At 70.6% G+C, this 21353-nt stretch carries 13 protein-coding genes, 1 rRNA gene and 1 riboswitch; of the genes, 6 read left to right on the top strand and 8 right to left on the bottom strand.

Features of this window, described 5'->3' with window-relative positions; genetic code table 11:
- Together ACYVO6_RS36765 and ACYVO6_RS36760 are read right to left on the bottom strand one after the other, a co-directional pair.
- Positions 1-59: ribosomal RNA gene (locus ACYVO6_RS36765) — 16S ribosomal RNA — on the bottom strand; the annotation flags it as partial.
- Between the two features lie 658 nt (positions 60-717).
- Positions 718-1266: a MarR family winged helix-turn-helix transcriptional regulator gene (locus ACYVO6_RS36760; RefSeq protein WP_461069025.1), complete on the bottom strand. Its 549-nt coding sequence runs from the start codon at positions 1264-1266 to the stop codon at positions 718-720.
- A 145-nt stretch (positions 1267-1411) separates the two neighbouring features.
- On the opposite strand from ACYVO6_RS36760, the gene ACYVO6_RS36755 reads away from it, so the two are divergent.
- A complete protein-coding gene (locus tag ACYVO6_RS36755; protein ID WP_461069027.1) occupies positions 1412-2671 on the top strand; it encodes an MFS transporter in 1260 nt (419 codons plus the stop codon).
- A gap of 49 nt (positions 2672-2720) precedes the next feature.
- Here the strand turns inward: ACYVO6_RS36755 and ACYVO6_RS36750 are convergent, their stop codons facing one another.
- The 3 genes from ACYVO6_RS36750 to ACYVO6_RS36740 form a co-directional block, all read right to left on the bottom strand.
- Complete coding sequence (locus ACYVO6_RS36750; protein WP_461069023.1) at positions 2721-3542, bottom strand: class I SAM-dependent methyltransferase; 822 nt, start codon at positions 3540-3542, stop codon at positions 2721-2723.
- A 56-nt stretch (positions 3543-3598) separates the two neighbouring features.
- On the bottom strand, positions 3599-5296 hold the full coding sequence (locus ACYVO6_RS36745) for an ATP-binding SpoIIE family protein phosphatase (protein ID WP_461069021.1): 1698 nt from the start codon (positions 5294-5296) through the stop codon (positions 3599-3601).
- Between the two features lie 124 nt (positions 5297-5420).
- Positions 5421-6821, bottom strand: coding sequence for an NAD(P)/FAD-dependent oxidoreductase (locus ACYVO6_RS36740; RefSeq protein ID WP_461069019.1), 1401 nt, complete (start codon positions 6819-6821; stop codon positions 5421-5423).
- A gap of 397 nt (positions 6822-7218) precedes the next feature.
- On the opposite strand from ACYVO6_RS36740, the gene ACYVO6_RS36735 reads away from it, so the two are divergent.
- A complete protein-coding gene (locus tag ACYVO6_RS36735; protein ID WP_461069017.1) occupies positions 7219-8013 on the top strand; it encodes a TetR/AcrR family transcriptional regulator in 795 nt (264 codons plus the stop codon).
- 184 nt (positions 8014-8197) lie between these two features.
- Here the strand turns inward: ACYVO6_RS36735 and ACYVO6_RS36730 are convergent, their stop codons facing one another.
- Positions 8198-11425 (bottom strand): BTAD domain-containing putative transcriptional regulator, encoded by a 3228-nt coding sequence (locus tag ACYVO6_RS36730; RefSeq protein WP_461069015.1) that lies wholly within the window; start codon positions 11423-11425, stop codon positions 8198-8200.
- 210 nt (positions 11426-11635) lie between these two features.
- Complete coding sequence (locus ACYVO6_RS36725) at positions 11636-13738, bottom strand: asparagine synthase-related protein (RefSeq protein ID WP_461069013.1); 2103 nt, start codon at positions 13736-13738, stop codon at positions 11636-11638.
- A 661-nt stretch (positions 13739-14399) separates the two neighbouring features.
- On the opposite strand from ACYVO6_RS36725, the gene ACYVO6_RS36720 reads away from it, so the two are divergent.
- The 4 genes from ACYVO6_RS36720 (at position 14400) to ACYVO6_RS36705 (ending at position 19904) form a co-directional block, all read left to right on the top strand.
- Complete coding sequence (locus ACYVO6_RS36720; RefSeq protein WP_461069011.1) at positions 14400-15824, top strand: MFS transporter; 1425 nt, start codon at positions 14400-14402, stop codon at positions 15822-15824.
- A 232-nt stretch (positions 15825-16056) separates the two neighbouring features.
- Positions 16057-17268: an L-2-hydroxyglutarate oxidase gene (gene lhgO / locus ACYVO6_RS36715; RefSeq protein WP_461069009.1), complete on the top strand. Its 1212-nt coding sequence runs from the start codon at positions 16057-16059 to the stop codon at positions 17266-17268.
- 446 nt (positions 17269-17714) lie between these two features.
- Positions 17715-18521: a tRNA (guanosine(46)-N7)-methyltransferase TrmB gene (gene trmB / locus ACYVO6_RS36710; protein ID WP_461069007.1), complete on the top strand. Its 807-nt coding sequence runs from the start codon at positions 17715-17717 to the stop codon at positions 18519-18521.
- 48 nt (positions 18522-18569) lie between these two features.
- Positions 18570-19904, top strand: coding sequence for a PrsW family intramembrane metalloprotease (locus ACYVO6_RS36705; RefSeq protein ID WP_461069005.1), 1335 nt, complete (start codon positions 18570-18572; stop codon positions 19902-19904).
- 91 nt (positions 19905-19995) lie between these two features.
- Here the strand turns inward: ACYVO6_RS36705 and ACYVO6_RS36700 are convergent, their stop codons facing one another.
- A complete protein-coding gene (locus tag ACYVO6_RS36700) occupies positions 19996-21012 on the bottom strand; it encodes a M23 family metallopeptidase (RefSeq protein ID WP_461069003.1) in 1017 nt (338 codons plus the stop codon).
- 11 nt (positions 21013-21023) lie between these two features.
- Positions 21024-21180: riboswitch (cyclic di-AMP (ydaO/yuaA leader) on the bottom strand.
- Positions 21181-21353 lie beyond the last annotated feature (173 nt).

Below are 21353 nucleotides of genomic sequence, written 5' to 3'. Positions count from 1 at the left end.
TGCATGTGTTAAGCACGCCGCCAGCGTTCGTCCTGAGCCAGGATCAAACTCTCCGTGAATGTTTTCCCGTAATCGGGACGACACCACGAGAGCGGAACCTCCCGAGGAATAATCAGGAGGTTCACAGCGTCCTCGCTGTGTTTTCTTCAAAGGAACCTCGCCATCGGAAAGATCCGATGGACGGGGTATCAACATATCTGGCGTTGATTTTTGGCACGCTGTTGAGTTCTCAAGGAACGGACGCTTCCTTTGTACTCACCCGAGAGACTCTCTCGTGGCTTTCCTCCGGGCGCTTCCCTTCGGTCTTGCGTTTCCGACTCTACCAGATCCTTTCGGACCCGATTTCCCGTCGGAGGGGGTTCGCTTTCCGACCTTTCGGCCTTCCTGCGGCGTTGACTCTATCAGATCCTTTCGGGCCTGACCCCAATCAACTGGTTTTGTCCTCGCGGCCGTTGGGCCGCTCCGACGTTCCAAACTTTAGCGGATGCTGTCGGCAGTTCCTAATCGGGCTGCCGGACCCCACGGGAATTCAATTCGGGCATGCCGAAATTAACCCCGTAAGGAGATCACACTAGTGGTTTGGTGTGCCGCTTCTGCGGCGGGAGGTGCTGTCGCAGAAGCGTTACGGCTCCGTGGCAACTCGAAGAACCTTACGGATCCACGAAGGGGTTGTCAAGCTTCCCCTGGGCGACGGCTCGGCAAACCTCGGGGGTGCCGTCAGTCCAGGTCGGTGAGGCGGCCGCCGGCGTCCGGCTGGGCGTGTTCCACGCGGCGGAGGAGGCGGGTCAGGACGTCGCCGAGGACTCCGCGTTCCTCCTGGGAGAGGTCCTGGAGCAGGTCCTCCTCGAAGACGCTGGCGAGGCGCATGGCTGCCAGCCACTTCTCGCGGCCCTCGGTGGTGAGCTCGACGATGACGCGTACGCGGTTGGACTCGTCGCGCTCCCGGGTGACCAGGCCCTCGGCCACCATGCGGTCGATCCGGTGGGTCATCGCGGCCGGAGTCAGGCCGAGACGCTTGGCGAGGTCGCTCGGGCCCATGCGGTAGGGGGCGCCGGAGAGGACGAGGGCCTTGAGGACCTCCCACTCGGCGTTGCTGATGCCGAGGGTGGCGGTCTGGCGGCCGTAGGCGACGTTCATACGGCGGTTGAGGCGGCCGAGGGCCGAGACGATCTTCTCGACCTGGGGGTCGAGGTCCTGGAACTCGCGCTGGTACGCGGCGATCTGCTCTTCGAGTGTCGGCTCGCCGACGCCGGGGGTGTCGCCCATGAGCCGAAGTATGGCACGCACTCGCTTGGCGTCGAAGTCCTTCGATGTGTAGAGTTCAGTGTCTAAGTTTAGCTTCGAAGTATTTACTTCTAAGTACTCCGATCTACTGAAGCAGGTGACAGTGACCAGGGCGAGGGGCGCGGCGATGCGCCGGATCCATGTGGGCAACGCGCTCGGCGCGTTCGGGCTCGGTTTCACCGTCCCGTATCTGTACGTCTATGTGGCGCAGGTGCGGGGGCTCGGTGCTGTGACGGCGGGGCTTGTGCTTGCCGTTTTCGCTGTGGCCGCGCTGGTCGTGCTGCCGTTTGCCGGGCGGGCCATGGTGCGGCGTGGTCCGCTGCCGGTGTTGCTCGCCGCCCTGGTCACCGCCGCGTTGGGTGCGCTGGGCTTGGGGCTTGCGAGTAGTGCGACGACCGTGTTGCTGTCCGCGGGGGTGCTCGGGGCCGGGCAGGCCGTGATGCAGCCGGCGCTTGCGACGATGATCGTGGACTGTTCGACGGCCGGGACCCGGTCGCGGGCCTTTGCCATGCAGTTCTTCCTGCAGAACCTCGGGCTCGGTGTTGGTGGGCTCATCGGTGGCCATCTTGTCGATGCCACGCGCCCGGGTTCCTTCACGTTGCTGTTCGCGATCGAGGCGGCGATGTTTTTGCTGCTGGTCGTGATCATGGCGACCGTACGGATGCCTCATGCGCCGGGGATCGGGAGCGGTGCGCCGCGGGTCAGGGGGAGCTGGAAGGAGCTCCTCGGTAATCGGGCCATGGTGCAGTTGTGTGTGCTGGGCTTTGTGCTGTTCTTCGCCTGCTACGGGCAGTTCGAGTCGGGGCTGAGTGCGTACGGTGTCGAGGCGGCGGGGATCTCGACTTCCGCGCTCGGTACGGCGCTTGCCGTGAACACGGCGGTGATCGTGGTCGCGCAGTTCGTGGTGCTGAGGTTCGTGGAGCGGCGTCGGCGGTCTCGGGTGATCGCGGCTGTCGGGCTGATCTGGGCCGTCGCGTGGGGCGTGGCCGGGTATGCGGGGCTCGGGCACGGGAGCCAGGCCATGGCCACGGCCGCGTTCATCTCGACGTACGCGCTCTTCGGGCTCGGTGAGGCGATGCTGTCGCCGACCGTGGCGCCGTTGGTCGCCGATCTGGCGCCGACGGGGATGGCGGGGCAGTACAACTCGGCGTTCGCCCTGGTGAAGCAGCTTGCGCTGGCGGTCGGTCCTGCGGTGGGCGGGCCGATGGGGGCGGCGCTGCACGGGCCGTACGTCGTGACGTTCCTGCTGTTCTCGCTGGGCATCACGTTCCTGGCCGTTCGGCTGGGGCGGCAGCTCACGCCCGTACAGAATCGGCCGTCGATGGCGAGGAGCCGGGTGGTCGCGCGGGGTGCGGAGCCCTCGGAGTCCGTAGCGGCGAAGGTCTGATGCCGTGGAGAGGCGGCCGTCACCTTGTGGTGGCGGCCGCCTCTTGGTGTCAGCGGACGGCTGTGACCAGGGTCGAGGTGAAGGAGAACGTCGCTGTGCCGTCGGGGGCGGTGTGGTCCTTGAGGAGGTCGTGGACCGTGCGGCCCGCGTTGGTGAGGGCCTCCTGGCCGCCGGTCTCGATGATCGTCTGGCCCCAGGGGAGCGCGGAGAGATGGCCGGCGGCGAAGTCCGCGAGCGGGGGCAGGGTGATGCCGAAGGTGACTTCGCGGTCGGTCACGTCCTGGAAGCCTGCTCGGCGCAGGGCGGTGGTGAGGCGGTCGGCGGTGCAGGAGAAGGCGTCCGCGAAGCCTGCGGCCTCTTCCGGGCCGCCGTGTTCCTCGACGGCCCGTCGCATGGCGGCGACGTACGGGGACCTGTCGAGCGATGCCCAGACGGTGGCTGCGAAGCGGCCCCCGGGGCGGGTCACGCGGGCGGTCTGGGCGAGTGCGGCGTCCAGGTCGGGGAAGAACTGGGCGCCCTGCTGGCAGACGACCGCGTCGAAGGTGTCGTCCGCGTATGGGAGTTGGTCGGCGGGGGCCGCGGTGAACTCGATGTCCGGGTACATGCGGGGGTGGTGTGCTTCGGCCACCTTGAGCATGCTCTCGTTCGGGTCGGCGCCGAAGACGCGGCCCGCGGGACCGACCCGGGCGGCGGCCACCCGTGCCGCGAAGCCGGTGCCGCATGCGAGGTCGAGCACCGTGGCTCCGGGGAACAGGTCGACGGCGTCCACGACCGCCTCGACGAAGGGCGCCATGATCGGCGCGACGTACCGCTCGTAACGCTCGGGAGCACTGCCTGTGAGCTGGAAGCCCGATTCCGTTTCCTCTGCCATGGGGGAGCTACTAGCACCGTGCGCCGCGATCGGCCAGATGGCGCGCGGCCATGGATCTAAGTGGCACGCGGAAGTGCGAACTCGCACCACACCGACTTGCCGCCGCCGGGCGTGCGGCGTGAGCCCCAGTTGGAGGCGATGGTGGCGACGATCGCGATGCCGCGGCCGGCCTCGTCGGCGGGTTCGGCGCGGCGGCGGCGTGGGAGGTGGTCGTCGCCGTCGGTCACTTCGACGATCAGGCGGCGGTCCGTGCGGCGCAGGCGCAGGCGCATGGGCGGGGTGCCGTGCTGGAGGGAGTTGGCGACGAGTTCGCTGGCGGCGAGGACGCCGAGGTCGTGCAGGTCCGTGGGGAAGCGCCAGCTCGTCAGGACGCCGGAGGCGAAGGCACGCGCGCGTGGGGCCGCTTCCACGCCGCCGAGCAGCTCCAGGGCGGCGTTTCGGAAGAGCTCGCCGTCGGAGCCCGTACGGGACGGGTGCTGGAGTACCAGGACCGCCACGTCGTCGTCGTGGTCGGCCGTCATGCCCGCCGAGCGGACCAGGCGGTCGCAGATCACCTGGGGTGTGCCCGTGGCGCCCGCGAGGGCTTCCTCCAGGGCGGCGATGCCCTCGTCGAGGTCCTTGTCGCGGCGCTCGACCAGGCCGTCCGTGTAGAGCACGGCGGTGGAGCCGGGGCCGAGCGGGATGGAGCCGGAGGCATGCATCCAGCCGCCTGTGCCGAGGGGCGGGCCGATGGGTTCCTCGGCGCGCAGGACGGTGCCGCTGTCGTCGCGTACGAGGATCGGGAGGTGGCCGGCGGAGGCGTACACGAGGCGGCCCTCGTTGGGGTCGTGGACGGCGTACGCACAGGTGGCGATCTGGTTGGCGTCGATCTCCGTGGCGAGGCCGTCGAGGAGCTGGAGGACCTCGTGCGGGGGCAGGTCGAGGCGGGCGTACGCGCGGACGGCGGTGCGGAGTTGGCCCATGACGGCTGCCGCGCGTACGCCGCGGCCCATGACGTCGCCGATGACCAGGGCCGTACGGCCGCCGCCGAGGGTGATGACGTCGTACCAGTCGCCGCCGACCGCGGCCTCCGTGCCGCCGGGGTGGTAGACGGCGGCGACGCGCAGGTCGTCGGGTTCCTCCAGCTTCTGGGGCAGCAGGGAGCGCTGGAGGGTGACCGCGGTCTCGCGCTGCTCGCGCTCGCCGGCGCGCAGGCGGTCGGCGGTTTCGGCCTGGTCGGTGACGTCGGCGGCGAAGATCAGTACGCCACCCCCTTCGGGGGTGGCCGAGATGTCGACGGGGGTGCACGTGAAGGTGTACGAGCGGCCGCCGGGGACCTTGCGGGACAGGACCGTACGCGGCTTGGAGCTGCGCAGGACCTGGTCGAGGAGGGACAGCAGGCCGATCTCCTCCAGCTCGGGCAGCGCCTCACGCGCGGGTTCGCCGACCGGACGTGCGCCGAAGGCCGCTACGTAGGCGTCGTTGACGTACGCGAGACGGTGCTCCTGGCCGTGTACGAGGGCGACGAGGGCCGGGATGCGGTCGAGGACCTCGCGGACCGGCAGTTCGTCGACAGCGGGGTCCGGTGGGGTTTCGGTGTCGGCGGCATCGGCGGCTTCAGCAGCTTTGTCGGCTTCGTTGGCGGGTCGCCGCTCGGCGCGGGCCGCGGGCACGGAGCCGCCCTCCGGGGGGAGCGCGTTCGACGAACTGTCGGTCCGCGCCTGGGCGCGGCGCTGCGTTCCGGGGAGCAGGGCGCTCCAGCGCGTGAAGTTCACTGTGGGACAGGCCTCGTGGGATTGAAGGGCGAGCGGTCGGCCCGCCCATGGTCGTGGACCAGTGTGTCCGACCGGACCGACATCCGTCAGACGTCGGCCCTGACGGCGGAGTTCCTGAGTCCGGTCAGGACGACCCCTTCGGGTCCTCAGGAGGCTTTCCACCGGCCGCGAGTTCGAACTCGGCACGGGGATGTTCGAGCGAACCGAGGGAGACGATCTCCCTCTTGAAGAGCCCCGCCAGCGTCCACTCGGCCATCACCCGGGCCTTGCGGTTGAAGGTCGGAACTCTGCTCAGGTGGTACGTGCGGTGCATGAACCAGGCAGAGTAGCCCTTCAACTTCCGCCCGTAGACATGCGCGACGCCCTTGTGCAGTCCCAGGGAGGCCACCGAGCCGGCGTACGCATGGGAGTACGTCTCCAGGGGCTCGCCGCGCAGGGAGTGAACGATGTTGTCGCCGAGGGTCCTGGCCTGACGTACCGCGTGCTGGGCGTTGGGGGCGGTCTCCGTGCCGGGCTCCTTGGAGGTGACGTCGGGGACGGCGGCGGCGTCTCCCGCGGCCCACGCCTGCGTGACGCCCTCGACGGTCAGCTCGGCGGTGCACTTGAGGCGTCCGCGCTCGTTCAGCGGCAGGTCGGTGGCGGCCAGGATCGGGTGCGGTTTCACACCGGCGGTCCAGACGACCGTACGCGTCGGGAAGCGCGCTCCGTCGCTCAGTACGGCGACCCGGTCCACGCACGATTCGAGGCGGGTCTCCAGGCGTACGTCGATATTGCGGCGGCGCAGCTCGGTGACGGTGTACTTGCCCATCTCCTCGCCGACCTCGGGCAGGATGCGGTTCGAGGCCTCGACGAGGATCCACTTCATGTCCTCGGGCTTGACGTTGTGGTAGTAGCGCGCGGTGTAGCGGGCCATGTCCTCGAGTTCGCCGAGGGCCTCCACGCCGGCGAAACCGCCCCCTACGAAGACGAAGGTCAGGGCCGCGTCGCGGATCGCGGGGTCGCGGGTCGAGGAGGCGATGTCCATCTGCTCGATGACGTGGTTGCGCAGGCCGATGGCCTCTTCGACGGTCTTGAAGCCGATGCCGTGGTCGGCGAGGCCCGGGACCGGGAGGACGCGCGAGATGGAGCCGGGCGCGAGGACGAGCTGGTCGTAGGAGATCTGTTCCGGCTCCGCGCCCTCTTCCTGGGTGGCGAGCGTGGTGAGGGTCGCGGTGCGCTTGGCGTGATCGATGGACTGGGCCTCGCCGATGACGATCTTGCACTGGTCGAGAACACGGCGCAGCGGCACGACGACATGGCGGGGCGAGATGTTTCCCGCGGCGGCCTCGGGCAGGAACGGCTGATAGGTCATATAGGGCTCTGGCGTGACCACGACAATTTCTACGTCGCCGCGTTTGAGCTCCGCCTTCAGCTTCCGCTGGAGTCGCAGAGCGGTGTACATCCCGACGTAACCACCGCCGACGATGAGAATGCGCGCACCGTTCGGGGATTCGGGGGTCGTCCCCCGAGAGATCGCTGTGTTCACCCACCCATGACGCAACGCGGTCTTGAGTTTGTCCACAGGCCCGACAATTTGTGTGACCGGCCGCCTGAGACGCGCAGAGTTGGCCGATTTGCCGGAGTGCGAGGAAAACGCGCAGGTCAGCGGGGATGCATGAGGTGATGGTAGGTGTCTTAATCGGGACGTAAGCGGCCCGTACTCCGATCGAGGGGCGCACTGTGCGGAACCTGCCCCTTCTGAATTGACCCTTACTCAACTATGTTCGTGTGTCATCGGGGTGTAGGGGGAAGCACTCGGCGGGTCCGCACGACTGGTACGACGGGTACCACGGGTCGTGGGGCCGATGCCTGTTCCGCTCGCTCCGGCTTGTCAATGGCGGGGAGAGTCTCCGGGGGGAGACGTCATTACCGGGGGAACACATATGCATGTTCAGGACACTCATTGGTCATCCGCGTCTGCCATCGCATCGGGCGGCGCGGTCAGTGCGGCGATGGGGAACGGTCGCGGTGCGGGGGACGCATCGCGTACGACACCGCTGCGCGTGGACGCACAGCGCAATCTGGAGCACGTACTGCGTGCGGCGCGCGAAGTCTTCGGCGAGCTGGGATACGGCGCGCCGATGGAGGACGTGGCGCGGCGCGCACGGGTCGGCGTCGGCACGGTGTACCGGCGCTTCCCGAGCAAGGACGTCCTGGTCCGGCGGATAGCCGAGGAGGAGACCTCCCGGCTGACCGACCAGGCCCGGGCGGCGCTCGGCCAGGAGGACGAGCCGTGGTCGGCGCTCTCGCGCTTCCTGCGGACGTCCGTGGCCTCGGGCGCCGGGCGGCTGCTGCCGCCGCAGGTGCTGCGGGTGGGCGTCGCGGAGGACAGCACGGTTCTCGACGAGGCGCTGGTGCCGCACCAGCGGTCCCAGCCGATGTCCCTGCCCGGCTCCGGCTCCGGTGAGCTTCGGCTCGTGGAGCAGCGGCCGGCGCCCGACGGGGAGGTCGCGACGGCGGACGACGACGCCGGGGCGGCCCAGCTGCTCGATGTCGTGGGCCGGCTCGTGGAGCGGGCGCGCGCGGCGGGCGAGCTGCGCCCGGACGTGACCGTGTCGGACGTCCTGCTGGTGATCGCCACGGCGGCACCCTCGCTGCCCGACGCGGCCCAGCAGGCGGCGGCCTCGGCCCGGCTGCTGGACATACTGCTGGAGGGGCTGCGGTCGCGTCCCGCCTAGGGCACGCGCGCGTGGAGCACGTCGCGTAAGGCACGCGGCGGACATGTAGCGCGTTCCGGGCATTTCATCGAGGCTCGTACGGGGAAAGGCGGTTGAGCCTTTCCCCGTACGGGTGAACGTCAGCGCTTCGGGCGGGAAAACCCACGGACGAGTGATTGTGGGGCCCGTTGATCACCTGGGTGCTCTACTCGGTCGCCGCCTCGGTGAGTTCGCGCAGGACGTCGTCCGTGGTGAACGTCGTGCCGGTGGCGCGCTCGGCCTCGTAGCGCTCGGGGCCCAGGTCGGCCAGGGCCGCGGCTTCGATGCGTTCGGCTTCCAGGCGCTCCGACAGGGCGCGGGGGTGGGACACGCGCCAGCGGGATCCGGCGGCGAGCAGCCGGACCGCGCGCGGGTGGTCGCCTTGTTCGGCGAGGACGTGAGCCGCCTGTTCGGCCAGGCCCGCGAGGACCACCTTCGTGCTGTGCGCGGCCACAGCTTCCTGCAGGGCCTCAGCCAACTTGAGCAGACCTTGCCGGGGGCCCGACTCGGCGGCCGTGACGAGGGCGTCGATGCCGTTGAGCGCGGCGATGAACTGCGGCGGCGGGGTGCCACGGGTCGTCTCCGCGCGGGCCGCCTCGCACAGTTCCCGCGCCCGCGCGAACTCCCCGTCGTCCAGGGCCATCTGCGCCCGCATCAGGAGCACGAAGGCCACGGAGTCGGGCACCCCATGGCGCTCGGCCGCCTCGCTCGCCTTGTCCAGGGCAGCGAGCGCGGCGGCACGATCGCCGGCGCGGTACGCGATCTCGCCGAGCCGCGCGATGAGGAACGGCGTCTCCGCCCACGCGCCCACCTCGCGCGCGAGCCGCAGCGCCTCCTCGTACTCCTTCTTCGCCTCCTCGAAACGGCCGCGCGCCATCGCCGCCTCGCCGCCCGCGCTGCACACCTGGGCGCGCATCCAGCGGTCGCCCGCGCGTGGGGCGATGACGCGCAGCTCCGCGAGGGCCTCGTCGACGCCCTGCAGGCCGCCGGGGGTGTCGACGGCCATGTGCGTACGGAACATCAGGGTGACGCCGATCTCCCAGTCGCCGCCGTACGTCCGGCAGTTGGCGAGCGCCGTGTCCATGTAGGGCAGTGCTTCGTCCGGGCCGCCGAGGTAATACGTGGTCAGCGGCCACGCGATGCCCGGGAAACGGGCCGCGTCCGGTCCGCCCCGAGCCATCGCGTCCCGTACGGGCGCGGCGTACGCCCGCAGCCGCTCGTCCTCCAGCCCGTCCATCCCCAGGTCCGCCAACAGGAAGAGATGCAGCATCCGCAGCCTCATCCGCAGCCGGTGCAGCGGGTGGTCCTTTTCGGCTTCGGGGTCGGCGAGGTAGGTATCCAGGTCCCTCCCGAGGCGCAGGGTCCGCTCGGCCCATGTCCGGCTCTCCCGGCGGAAGTTGCGCAGCCACCAGAACCAGCCCATGGCCAGCACCAGGGCGGCGGCTTCCTCCTCGTCGGCGGCGAGGATGCTGCGGTCCAGGGCCGCCCGGATGTTGTCCAGGTCGGTTTCCAGGCGGGTGATCCACGGGAGTTGGTCGGCGCTGCGGAGGCGGGGTTCGGCTTCCTCGACGAGTGCGCGAACCCAGGCGCGGTGTCGGCGCTCGGCCTCGGCGCGCAGGTCCGGGACCTCGGCGGCGCGCTCCCTGGCGTACTCGTGGATCGTCTCCAGCATTCCGTACCGCATGCCGGCGGAGCCCTCCCGCTCCCACGGTGTCGCGACGATCAGGGACTTGTCGACGAGGGCCCCGATGAGGTCTGCGGCGGGCCCGGTGCACACGGCCTCCGCGGCCTGAAGGTCCCAGCCGCCCGCGAAGACGGACACCTCGCGCAGGACCGTACGCTCCGGCTCGTCGAGGAGGTCCCAGGACCAGTCGACGACGGCGCGCAGGGTCTGCTGGCGCGGCAGGACCGTACGGCTTCCGGAGGTGAGGAGCCGGAAGCGGTCGTCGAGGCGGTCGGCGATCTGGCGTGGGGTGAGCATGCGCAGGCGGGCCGCGGCGAGTTCGATGGCCAGGGGCAGGCCGTCGAGTCGGCGGCAGATCTCGTCGACGGCCTCCGGGTCATGGGCGACGTCGGCGTCCGCGTCGGGACGTACGGCCGCGGCGCGCTCCATGAAGAGGCGGTGCGCCGGGCCGGGCGGCAGGGGCTCGACCGGGCGCACCGACTCGCCGGGCACCCCCAGGGGCTCGCGGCTGGTGGCGAGGATCGTGAGTCCCGGGCAGTGGGTGAGGAGGGTTTCGGCGAGCTCGGCTGCCGCCTCGATGACATGTTCGCAGTTGTCAAGGATCAGTAGTTCGCTGCGCGGGGCGCAGTACTCGATGAGCAGGGCGACCGGGTCGTCCTGCGCCACCGCTCTCTCATGGGTCATCAGCACGGTCTCGCGCAGACCGAGGGCACTGACGACCGCTCCTGCCACCGCCTCCGGCCGGTCGAGCGGGGCGAGCTCGGCCAGCCATGCCGGTGGAAGTCCGGCGGCGACTTCCTCGGCGAGGCGGGTCTTACCTGAGCCGCCCGGTCCGGTGAGGGTGACGAGGCGGGCCCTGTGCAATTCGGAACGGATGGCGTCGAGTTCGGGTTCCCGGCCGACGAAGGAATTCAGGCGGGGGCGGATGTTGCCGGTTCTGTCGGTCCGGTCGGCTCGCTCGGTTCTGTCGGGTTGCTCGGCTCTCGGGGTGGGTTGTGGGGTCAGCAGCTGCGCGTGCAGGGCTTGTAGTTCCGGGCCCGGGTCCGTGCCCAGGTGCTCGGCGAGGGCGCGGCGGGCCTTCTCGTACGCGGCCAGGGCGTCCGCGTTTCGGCCCGTGTCGCGCAGGGCGCGGATGAGGAGGGCGTGCAGGGCTTCGTCGTACGGGTGCGCTTCGGTGAGTTCTCTCAACTCCGGTACGACGTCTGCGGCGTGGCCCAGTCGCAGGTCCGCCGCTATGCGCGCGCGGGTGGCCTCCTGGTGCAGGGCTTCTGTGCGGGTGGCCGCGGCGGTGTGGTCGGGGAGGTCGGCCAGGGCGGGGCCGTGCCACAGGGCGAGTGCCTGGCGTAGGGTGCGGGCCGCTTCCGCGGGGGCGTCGGGCATGGCTGCCCGGCCCTTGCGGACGAGGCGTTCGAAGGCGAACAGGTCTACGTCTTCGGAGGTGGCGTTGAGGCGGTAGCCGCCTGGTTCCGAGGTGATCGCTTCCTTGCCGAGGGCTCTGCGGAGGCGGGCGATGAGGGCCTGGAGGGCGGCAGGTGCGTCGTGCGGCAGGTTGTCCGGCCAGACCTCGTCGATGAGGGTGTCCGGTGTCGTTGCGCGGTTGGGCCGCAGGGCGAGGGCGGTCAGGAGGGCGCGGAGTCGGGGGCCTCCTATGGGTACGGGGGTGCCGTGGTCGTCCTCGGCCTGGGTGACGCCCAGGATTTTGTACCGCACGGGGTCATTCTTACGGGGCTGGCGGCGGAGCGGGTTTTTCTTTCCCCAAGCCCGCCCCTTCCCGAAGCCAAGGGGCTCCGCCCCTGGACCCCGCTGGGGCTGCGCCCCAGACCCCCATCGGCCTGGCGGCCTCGTCCTCAAGCGCCGGACGGGCTGGTGTGCTTGGGCTGAGACGTGCGGGTGCGGTCACTACCCNNNNTGCGGGTGCGGTCACTCCCCCCGCCGAGCCGCCGCCCCCGCCCCCAACGCCCCCCGCTCCGGAGCAATCCCCCCAGGCACCGCCCGCGCCCGCGCAGGCGTCCCCGTCCAGCAAGTCCCCCGGCGGTCCAGCAGGCGGCCGAGCCACAGCTCCAGTGAGACGAGGTCCGCCAAGCCCTCCAGGGGCAGGGGTTCGCCCTCCGCCGCCGCTCGGAGGGCCTTGCGGACGACCCTGGCCTCTATCAGGCCGGCCTGGGCCAGGAGCGGGGTGTCGAAGAGCATGACCAGGTTGTCGGCGGCGGCGCGCAGGCCCGTGCGGGCGGCGGCTGTTGAGGAGGCGTGGGAGGGGGCGCCCCAGCCTGGGGGGAGGTCGGCTACGCCGGCGCCTTCCAGGACCGTACGGAGTATGGCGGCGCGGGCGCCGGGCTGGACACGTAGGGCCTCGGGAAGGGCGCGGCAGGCGCGTACGACCTGGTTGTCGAGGAAGGGGGCGTGCAGGCGCTGGAAGCGGATCTCGGCGGCCTGTTCCAGGATGCGGAGGTCGGCGGCGTGCCGGGCGAGGGCGGCACGGGCGCGGAAGTCGCCGGGGCGCTGGCCGGGGCCGACGCTCGCCCGGCTCGTAGCGCCCGTCAGGCGAACCGATACTTCAGCGAGCGCCTCGCCGGTGAGCCAGCGCGCAGCGGGGCCCGGTCTGGCCCAGGCGAGCGCGGCGAGGGACGCTCCTACGGCACCTCCGGGCTCGTCGAAGCGCCGGTGCAGCAGCCGGTCGGCGAGCCCCTGTATGCCGACGAGATAGGGCGTACGGGCGAGCTTGCGCGCCGCGCCGTACACGCGCGCGGGGACCATGACCGAACCGTCCGCCCTCGCCAACGCGGCGACGGGGCGTACCAGATGACGTCGTTTGCGGTCCATCAACAGGTCGGCGAGGCGCGCCGGGTGGGCGTCCAGGACCTGCCGGGCGCCGTACCCCGTGAAGTGGTCCGCGCTGCCCGCGGCGAGCCGCGCGCGGTGGCGGGCGGCGGTCACGAGGGAGGGGCCTGGTTCGTCCGTCAGGGGGCCTTCCAACTCGGCATAGGGGAGGACCTCTTCGCCGCCTGCGACCACTACGTGGTGCAGCCGTGGGTTGGCGGCCAGGGTCCCTGCCCGCTCCAGCTCGGCCTCGCGCCCCTTCACGGCGAGGTCGTTGAAGGTGACCGCAAGGAGACGCTCACCGGCGCCGGTGCCGTGCCCCAGGACCGTGCCCGGCATTCCGGGGAGGCCGGCGGCAAGGAGGGCGAGGGTTCCCGAAGCGGGGCCTCCGGAGAGGTCGGCTCCTATGCCGGGTACGGGCATGCCGCGCGCCGCACGCCGCTCGGCGGGCCCCATGCCGGGCACGGGACCGGGGTCCACATCCGCGCCGGGGACATGACGGGGAGCGGCGAGACGGGCGCGTACGGACTCCACCAGGGCGTCGCGTACGGCGTCCACCGCGCTGTCCGGGTCCGCTATGGGGGCCGCGACGGCGAGGGAGGCGACCGGTTCGTAACCGGCTATCTCGCGTGCGCCGGCACGCAGGATGAGCGCGTGCCCCGGCGGAATGCGCTCCACGCCCAGGTAGGGCGTGGAGTTGTGCAGGGCGGCGGGTACGTCGGGGGCGGCGAGGATGGCTGCGAGGTGCCCGAAGTCGAGGTTGGCCTCTATGAGGTCGGCGAGGGGCAGCGCGGCCGTGGCGTACGCCGTGCCGCCCGCCCAGGGGGTGTAGAACACCGGCCGTGCGCCCGCCAGATCGCCGCACACCATCACCCGACGGCCCACCTGGACGACCGCGGTGTAGCTGCCGGACCAGGCCGTCAGATGGCGAAGTGCCCCTCCGCGCGCGGCGACCAGGCCCACCCGCAGCTGTTCGTCGGAGGCGCCGCAGGTGCCGAGCACCGCGATCCGGTTCTGCGCGTCGGCCTTCACGACGCGCACCTCGTCGGGGCGCCAGTCGCCGACCGCCCAGAGCGGATCGGGGTCGCCCCACAGGAGTTGGGACCCCACCGGGTGCACCGTCTCACCGTCGCTGCCGGTGGCCCCCGCCGAGCCGACCTCAGGAGCCGCAGTGGCGGTACTGCTCCACCCCACCAACCACCGCATCGCCGCCTCCACAGGCTGTGGACAACCAGTGCACCGTACGAACTGGGCACCATGCTGCCACGAAGAGAGCGCGCCGGTGGGTCCCTGCCGCCGCTTGTGCTCCCCAGAGTGCGCCCCTGAGGAGATGCCCGCAATGGAGCGAACGCACGCACGGAGCACGGAGATTACGACGCGAATGCGCCCCCGGTTCGCTCCCCCACGACACCCAACGCGCCCTCAAGTGCCATGGTAGGAGGGGTATTCGACCTCAGAAGGCAGGGGCGAAAACCAGCCAAATCCGCGATGGGCGCACGGGCGTGCACACGCTCCGTACAGGCCCTGCGCAACGCACGGTCCGGGAGGCGGAGTTCGCCTCCCGGACCGGTCCGCCGCCCGCGGGGATATGTGACGGCGGTGTCCCCCAGCCCGCTGGATCCAGTACAGCGGGCCGACCCACGCAGGATTCATGGAAGCGTTTCGACGGTGGCCGGAGAAGAGCGCACGGGCGGGCGCACAGCCACACACCGGGAGCACAGCACAACGCTGCGTACTTCCCTGCGGACCACAATCCCGCCATCCGGAACTATGCCTCTTAACGCATGGGATGCGGCGAACTACGCTGGGTTTACGAATGCCGCGTGGTTATGCCAACGCGGCAGCCGTCTGTGTCGAGGGGTGGCGCATGTCCAGGGAGCAACGCGGGCCGAACGACAAACTCGGCGCCGTTCTCGCCCTCGCGGGAATCAGCAACGCAGGCCTCGCCCGTCGCGTCAACGATCTTGGCGCACAGCGCGGACTGACTCTTCGCTATGACAAGACCTCGGTGGCGCGCTGGGTGTCGAAGGGCATGGTGCCGCAGGGTGCTGCCCCGCATCTCATCGCCGCGGCCATCGGCCAGAAGCTCGGCCGCCCCGTGCCGCTCCACGAGATCGGTCTGGCGGACGCGGACCCCGCACCGGAAGTGGGCCTCGCCTTCCCGCGTGACGTAGGACAGGCCGTGCGGGCCGCGACGGACCTGTACCGTCTCGACCTCGCCGGGCGCAAGGCCGGCTCCGGCGGCATCTGGCAGTCGCTCGCCGGATCGTTCGCGGTGAGCGCGTACGCGACTCCCGCCTCCAGGTGGCTGATAACCCCGGCCGACAGCTCTGTGGCCCGCGACGCGAGCCCCGTGGAGGGCTCCGGAGCACCGCTGAAAGTCGGCCACAGCGACGTACAGAAGCTGCGTGAGGCCGCCGAGGACGCCAGGCGTTGGGACTCCAAGTACGGAGGCGGCGACTGGCGTTCGTCCATGGTGCCCGAGTGCTTGCGGGTGGAGGCGGCGCCGCTGCTGCTCGGCGCGTACTCGGACGAGGTGGGTCGCGCCCTCTTCGGGGCGTCCGCCGAACTCACCCGCCTCGCCGGCTGGATGGCCTTCGACACGGGCCAGCAGGAGGCTGCCCAGCGCTACTACATCCAGGCCCTGCGTCTCGCGCGCGCGGCGGCCGATGTGCCTCTGGGGGGATACGTACTCGCCTCCATGTCCCTCCAGGCGACGTACCGCGGTTTCGGCGACGAGGGAGTCGACCTCGCCCAGGCCGCCCTGGAGCGCAACCGTGGCCTGGCCACAGCCCGCACCATGAGCTTCTTCAGCCTCGTCGAGGCACGCGCGCACGCGCGCGCTGGTGACGCCCAGGCGGCCGGCGGAGCCCTGAAGGCCGCCGAGGGCTGGCTGGAGCGGGCCCGCGACGGCGACCAGGACCCGTCCTGGCTCGGCTTCTACTCGTACGACCGTTTCGCCGCCGATGCCGCGGAGTGCTACCGCGACCTCAAGGCCCCGCGCCAGGTCCGCCGCTTCACCGAGCAGGCGCTGTCCAGGCCGACGGAGGAGTTCGTACGGTCGCACGGCCTGCGCCTGGTGGTGTCCGCGGTCGCCGAGCTGGAGTCGGGGAACCTGGACGCGGCGTGCGAGCAGGGCGTGCGCGCGGTGGAGGTGGCGGGGCGAATCTCGTCGGCCCGGACCACGGAGTACGTGAAGGATCTTCTGCATCGGCTGGAGCCGTACGGGGATGAGCCGCGGGTGGTGGAGTTGCGGGAGAGGGCTCGGCCGTTGCTGGTCGCTCCGGCGTAAACGCTCCGCTTGGAGCTGGGTTCCTTCGCGTCTGCCTGGTTGGTGTGGATTTGGGGCTGCCGGTCGTGTGTGGCTGGTCGCGCCCACGCGGCGGAGCCGCAAATCGACACAGCCCCGCGCCCCTTTCGGGGCCTGCGGCCCCTCAAGCGGGGCGGCGGGCCCCAGCGCCGACTTTCGGGTTTGAGTGCGTTGTCAGTGGTGCAGTGCACTATCTAACTGGGAGGTGGGAGTGGTGCCGCGGGTGATCGTTTATGACTGTGATGTGGTCGTGGTCGGCGGGGGGATCGTCGGGCTGTCGACTGCGTATGCGATCACGCGGGCCGCGCCGGGGACGCGGGTGATGGTGCTGGAGAAGGAGCCGGGGCCGGCGCGGCACCAGACGGGGCGCAACAGCGGGGTTATCCACAGCGGGATCTACTACCGGCCCGGATCCCTCAAGGCGCGGTATGCCGTGCGGGGTGCGGCCGAGATGGTCAAGTTCTGTGCGGAGTACGGGATCGCGCATGCCGTGACGGGGAAGCTGATCGTCGCCACGGAGCGGGCCGAGTTGCCTCGGCTGCATGCGCTGGTGCAGCGAGGGCGGGAGAACGGTATTGCGGTACGGGAACTGGGGGCGTCCCAGATCGCCGAGTACGAGCCGGAGGTTCGGGGGCTCGCCGCCATTCACGTCGCCACGACGGGTGTCTGTGACTTCGTGGGGGTGGCCCGGCAGCTTGCGGAGGCTTCCGGGGCGCAGATTCGGTACGGGGCGAAGGTCACGTACATCGACCGGCGTCCCGACCTCGGGGTCGCCGTTCGTACGGGCGATGGTGACGTCGTACGCGCACGTGTGCTGGTCAACTGTGCGGGGCTGCACTGTGACGAGATCGCCCGTCTTGCCGGGGACGAGCCCGGGATGCGGATCGTGCCGTTCCGGGGGGAGTACTACTCGCTGGCGCGGCCCTGGCTGGTGAAGGGGCTGGTGTATCCGGTGCCGGATCCCGCGTTTCCGTTCCTCGGGGTGCATCTCACGCGGGGAATCGACGGGAATGTCCATATCGGGCCGAACGCTGTGCCGGCGTTGGCCCGTGAGGGTTATGACTGGCGGACCGTACGGGCTCGGGAGCTGGGGGCGACGCTTGCCTGGCCCGGGTCCTGGCGGATAGCTCGGCGGCACTGGCGGTATGGCGGGGGTGAGCTGCGGCGGTCAGTTTCCAAGGCGGCGTTTGCCGCTGCTGTGCGGCGGTTGTTGCCCGCGGTGACTGCGGATGACCTGGTACCGGCTTCCGCGGGCGTCCGCGCTCAGGCGGTCCTTCGGGACGGCACGCTGGTGGACGACTTCCTTCTTCGGGAGGGGCCACGCACGGTTCATGTGCTGAACGCGCCGTCCCCAGCGGCTACCGCTTCGCTCCCGATTGGCCGTGAGGTGGGGCGGAGGGTTCTGGAGGCGTTGGGGCGGGGGTGACTGCGGGGGTTTCTTTCCTCAGCCCCGCCCCTTCCCGAAACCGGGGGGCTGCGCCCCCAGGCCCCCCAAAGGGGGTGGTGGGTGACACGTCGTGTCGCGGCTGCGGGTGCGTCGTGGCTGGTCGCGCAGTTCCCCGCGCCCCTGAAAAGCCTGCGGCTCCCCGCGCCCGGAGCAAGCCCGCACCCCCACGTGCCCGCACCCTCCCACCGGCGGGAGGGGCCGTGGGCCGGTGCGTCGTATGCCCGTCGCTTAGGTTCTGTCTCGGAGAACCAGGACCCTGTACCAGGCCAGGGCCGTATGCCCGCCCTGCGACGGGCTGACGCACCGGCCCACGGCCCCGCACCACCCACCGGACCCCCAGGGGCGCGGGGAACTGCGCGACCAGCCACAACGCACCCGCACCCGCCCAACCGCCGGAGGCCCCCGCTCCGTAGAATCGACGCACTGTGTCTGAGCGTCAAAACACCGAAGAGCCCCGTCGCCCCCACCCCCGCGCCAAAGGCGCGCCCCGCTTCCCCGACGGCCCCCGCGCCGACCCCGCCGGCTCCCACTTCGAGCGCCGGATCCGCAGCTTCCAGCCGCGCCGGAGCCGGGTCACGCATGGGCAAGCCGACGCGTTGCAGCGGCTGTGGCCCAAGTGGGGGCTGGATATCGACGGCCAGAGGAAGATCGACCTCACGGAGCTGTTCGGGAACGACAAGCCCGTCGTGCTGGAGATCGGGTTCGGGATGGGCGAAGCCACCGCGCAGATGGCCGCCGACGATCCCGACACCAACGTCCTCGCCGTCGACGTGCACACCCCGGGCCAGGGCAACCTCCTCAATCTCGCGGACCAGAAGGGTCTGTCCAACATCCGGGTCGGCAACGGCGACGCGATCATCCTGCTCAGGGAGATGCTCCAGCCGGACTCCCTGAGCGGCCTGCGCGTGTACTTCCCGGACCCCTGGCCCAAGAAGCGCCACCACAAGCGCCGCCTGATCCAGCCGGACTTCCTCACCCTCGCCGCGTCCCGCCTCAGGCCCGGCGCGCTGCTGCACTGCGCCACGGACTGGGAGCCGTACGCCGAGGTGATGCTCGAAGTCCTCACCGCACATCCCGACTTCGAGAACACCCAACCGCACGGCGGCTACGCCCCCCGCCCGGACTTCCGCCCACTGACCCGTTTCGAGAGCCAGGGCCTGGACAAGGGACATGTGGTGCACGACCTGCTGTTCCACCGTGTGCCATCCAGCACCACGCACATCGCGCCGTAAGCCCGACACCGTCGCGAGCCAACCCCCTCCCTGGTTAGGGTCGATGCCGTGGCCACCAGTCCCCCGTATCCGGCGTATCCGGCGTACCCCCCGCCCCCCGGCACCCCCGTCGGCACCCCCACTGGAGGCACCCGGCGACATACACACTGGTGGCGCCGCAAGTGGGTGCGCTACAGCGCGCTGATCACCCTGCTCGCCCTGTCCGGTCTCGTCATCCTGGCCCTGGTCCGCGAACAGACCGGCACCGAGGGCTTTTTGGTGGGCCTCGGCCTGGCCGTGCTGCCCGTCCCGCTGCTGATCGCGGCGTTCCGCTGGCTGGACCGGGTGGAGCCCGGCCCCTGGCGGAACCTGACGTTCGCGTTCGCCTGGGGCGCCTGCGCGGCGGCGCTGATAGCGATCGTGGCGAACAGTTTCGCTACGCGTTGGATAGCCACGGCCACCGCAGACCCCTCGAGCGCCGACACGATCGGCGCGACGGTCATAGCGCCGGTCGTCGAGGAGTCGGCGAAGGCCGCCGCGGTCCTACTCGTCTTCCTGTTCCGCAGACGGGACTTCACCGGAATCGTCGACGGCGTGGTGATAGCCGGGGTCACCGCGACCGGCTTCGCGTTCACCGAGAACATCCTCTACCTCGGCACCGCCTTCGGCACCGACCAGCTGAGCGGCGACGGCGGCATCGCCTCCGTCACCGCCGCCACCTTCTTCGTACGCGTGATCATGTCGCCCTTCGCGCACCCGCTGTTCACCGTGCTCACCGGCATCGGCTTCGGCATCGCGGCGCTCTCGGCGGACCGCCAGCACATACGACGCGTACTGCTGCCCTTCACGGGCCTGCTGCTGGCGATGGGCATGCACGCCCTCTGGAACGGCTCGTCGGCCTTCGGCACGTACGGCTTCTTCGCGGTGTACGCGGCGTTCATGGTGCCCGCGTTCGGCCTGCTGACCTGGCTCGCCATCTGGACCCGGCAGCGCGAACTCGGCACGATCCGCACCGAACTCCCCGCGTACGCCATGGCGGGCTGGCTGACCGTTCCCGAGCCGTTCGTGCTCGGCTCGATGAAGGCGCGGCGACTGGCCCGCGAGTACGCCACGCATCACGGCGGGCGCGCGGCGGGGCGGGCGGTCGCGGAGTACGAGGCGTACGCGACATCCCTGGCGTTCCTGCGCCACCGGGGGCGCCGCGGCCGTGCGGGCACCGATTTCGTCGTACGGGAACGAGAGTTGCTCCACGAACTGTGGGCCCGCCGCGAGCTGGCCCGCCCCGCGCTGGCGTACGCGGCCCGGGCCACGGCTCCGCTCCCCGTACCGCCGCCGTGGCCCACGTACGGGAACGCGTACGGCCAGGCGTCGCCCTACCCGGCGTACAACCCCTACCGAACTTAGAAACCAGGACGCCATCCGCTTCTCGTCCGAAAGCGGATGGCGTCAAAGAACTGGTCAGAGCTGGTCGAAGAGCCGACCGGGACCTACGGGTTTACGGGTTGAGCCCCTTGCTCCGCAGCCAGGCCGCCGGGTCGATTCCGTCGCCGCCCGCCGTGTGGACCTCCATGTGGAGGTGCGCCCCGGTGACGTTGCCGGTCGCGCCGACGCGGCCGATGACCTCGCCCGTGCTGACCTTCTGGCCGACGCTGACGCTGATCGACGACTGGTGGGCGTACCAGACCTCCGTACCGTCGTCGAGCTTGAGCTTCGTGAGGTAGCCGTACGAGCCGTTCCAGCCGGCCTCGGTGATGGTGCCGCTGTGGACCGCTTTGAGCGGCGTACCCGTCGGGGCGGCGAAGTCCAGGCCGGTGTGGGTCCCGGAGGACCACAGCGCGCCGGACTGCCCGTAGGTCGAGGTGATGGTGTACGAGGACGTGGGCAGCGCGTAGCTCCTGGCGAGCTTGGCGAGGCGCTCCGCCTCGGCCTTCTGCCGGGCCTCCTCCTCCGCCTTCTCCTTGGCGGCTTCGGCCTTGGCCTTGGCCGCTTCCCGCTCCTTGGCTGCCTGCTCGGCGGCCTTCTTCGCGGCGGCGGTCTCCGCGGCCCTCTTGGCCTCGCGGTCCACCTGGTCCTGCTGCCGCTCGGCCTGGAGGACGATGCGGGCGCGCAGGGCCTCGCCCGCGTCGGAGTTGCCCTGCTTGGCGTCCGCCGTGCTCAGACCGGCCTGGGTGAGCGGCGTCGTGGAACCCGGCTCTTCCTCGGGCTCGTCCGAGATCAGCGGCAGGTCGGGCAGGGTGATGGAGACCGGCGGCTTGCCAGTGTTCGCGCTGGCCATGCCGCCCGCGCTGACGGCCGCTATGACACCGACGCCCAGAACCGTGGAGCTGCGCGCGAGGCCTCCGCCGCGCTGCTTGCCGACGCGGTGCCTGCCGCGGACGGGCTTGAGGGAATCCTCGGTGGGGTTCCACTCCTCCCAGGTCTCCTCGTCCTGGCGTTTGCCGTAGCCGAATGAGTCGGGCTGCTGCTCATTCGGTGCGAACGAAGTCTGGGGGGCAGGCCGGTTGGACGCCACGTAGGCGCACTCCTTTCCTTCCTTGTCGCCTACCGGGTTAGCTGACGGGTTCGGAGCAGGAAGGTCTCCTACGCGCGTCACTCACGGTGTCTCCACCGAGAACAACGCCCGATTCACCCCAAGTTGGTGGTTCCCCGGTTCCCTTGCGGGATTCGGCGCGTGCGCACGGAGCCGACTCTTGTGCCGGCTGGGACGACCGCGCTGCGTTATCGAACGTTAATAGAGGCGAGCACCGGATTCCAAGCTGTTCTGGAGATTCGTTGGCAGTCTTGGCCTGGACTTTCAGGTCATGAGCGGGACGAATCGGGCGAGTTGATCCTGACTCAGGGGCAATTCACGGC

The sequence above is a fragment of the Streptomyces pseudoechinosporeus genome (genome assembly GCF_054783935.1).
Note: the sequence above shows the minus strand (reverse complement) of the source record. Positions and strands in the feature narration are given on the sequence as shown.

Bases quoted from the DNA above. Each gene is read 5' to 3' on its own strand.
- ACYVO6_RS36720 (WP_461069011.1), top strand. From the start codon at position 14,400: ATGTCCAGGGAGCAACGCGGGCCGAACGACAAACTCGGCGCCGTTCTC.
- ACYVO6_RS36755 (WP_461069027.1), top strand. From the start codon at position 1,412: ATGCGCCGGATCCATGTGGGCAACGCGCTCGGCGCGTTCGGGCTCGGT.
- ACYVO6_RS36725 (WP_461069013.1), bottom strand. From the start codon at position 13,738: ATGCGGTGGTTGGTGGGGTGGAGCAGTACCGCCACTGCGGCTCCTGAG.
- ACYVO6_RS36750 (WP_461069023.1), bottom strand. From the start codon at position 3,542: ATGGCAGAGGAAACGGAATCGGGCTTCCAGCTCACAGGCAGTGCTCCC.
- ACYVO6_RS36760 (WP_461069025.1), bottom strand. From the start codon at position 1,266: ATGGGCGACACCCCCGGCGTCGGCGAGCCGACACTCGAAGAGCAGATC.
- ACYVO6_RS36735 (WP_461069017.1), top strand. From the start codon at position 7,219: ATGCATGTTCAGGACACTCATTGGTCATCCGCGTCTGCCATCGCATCG.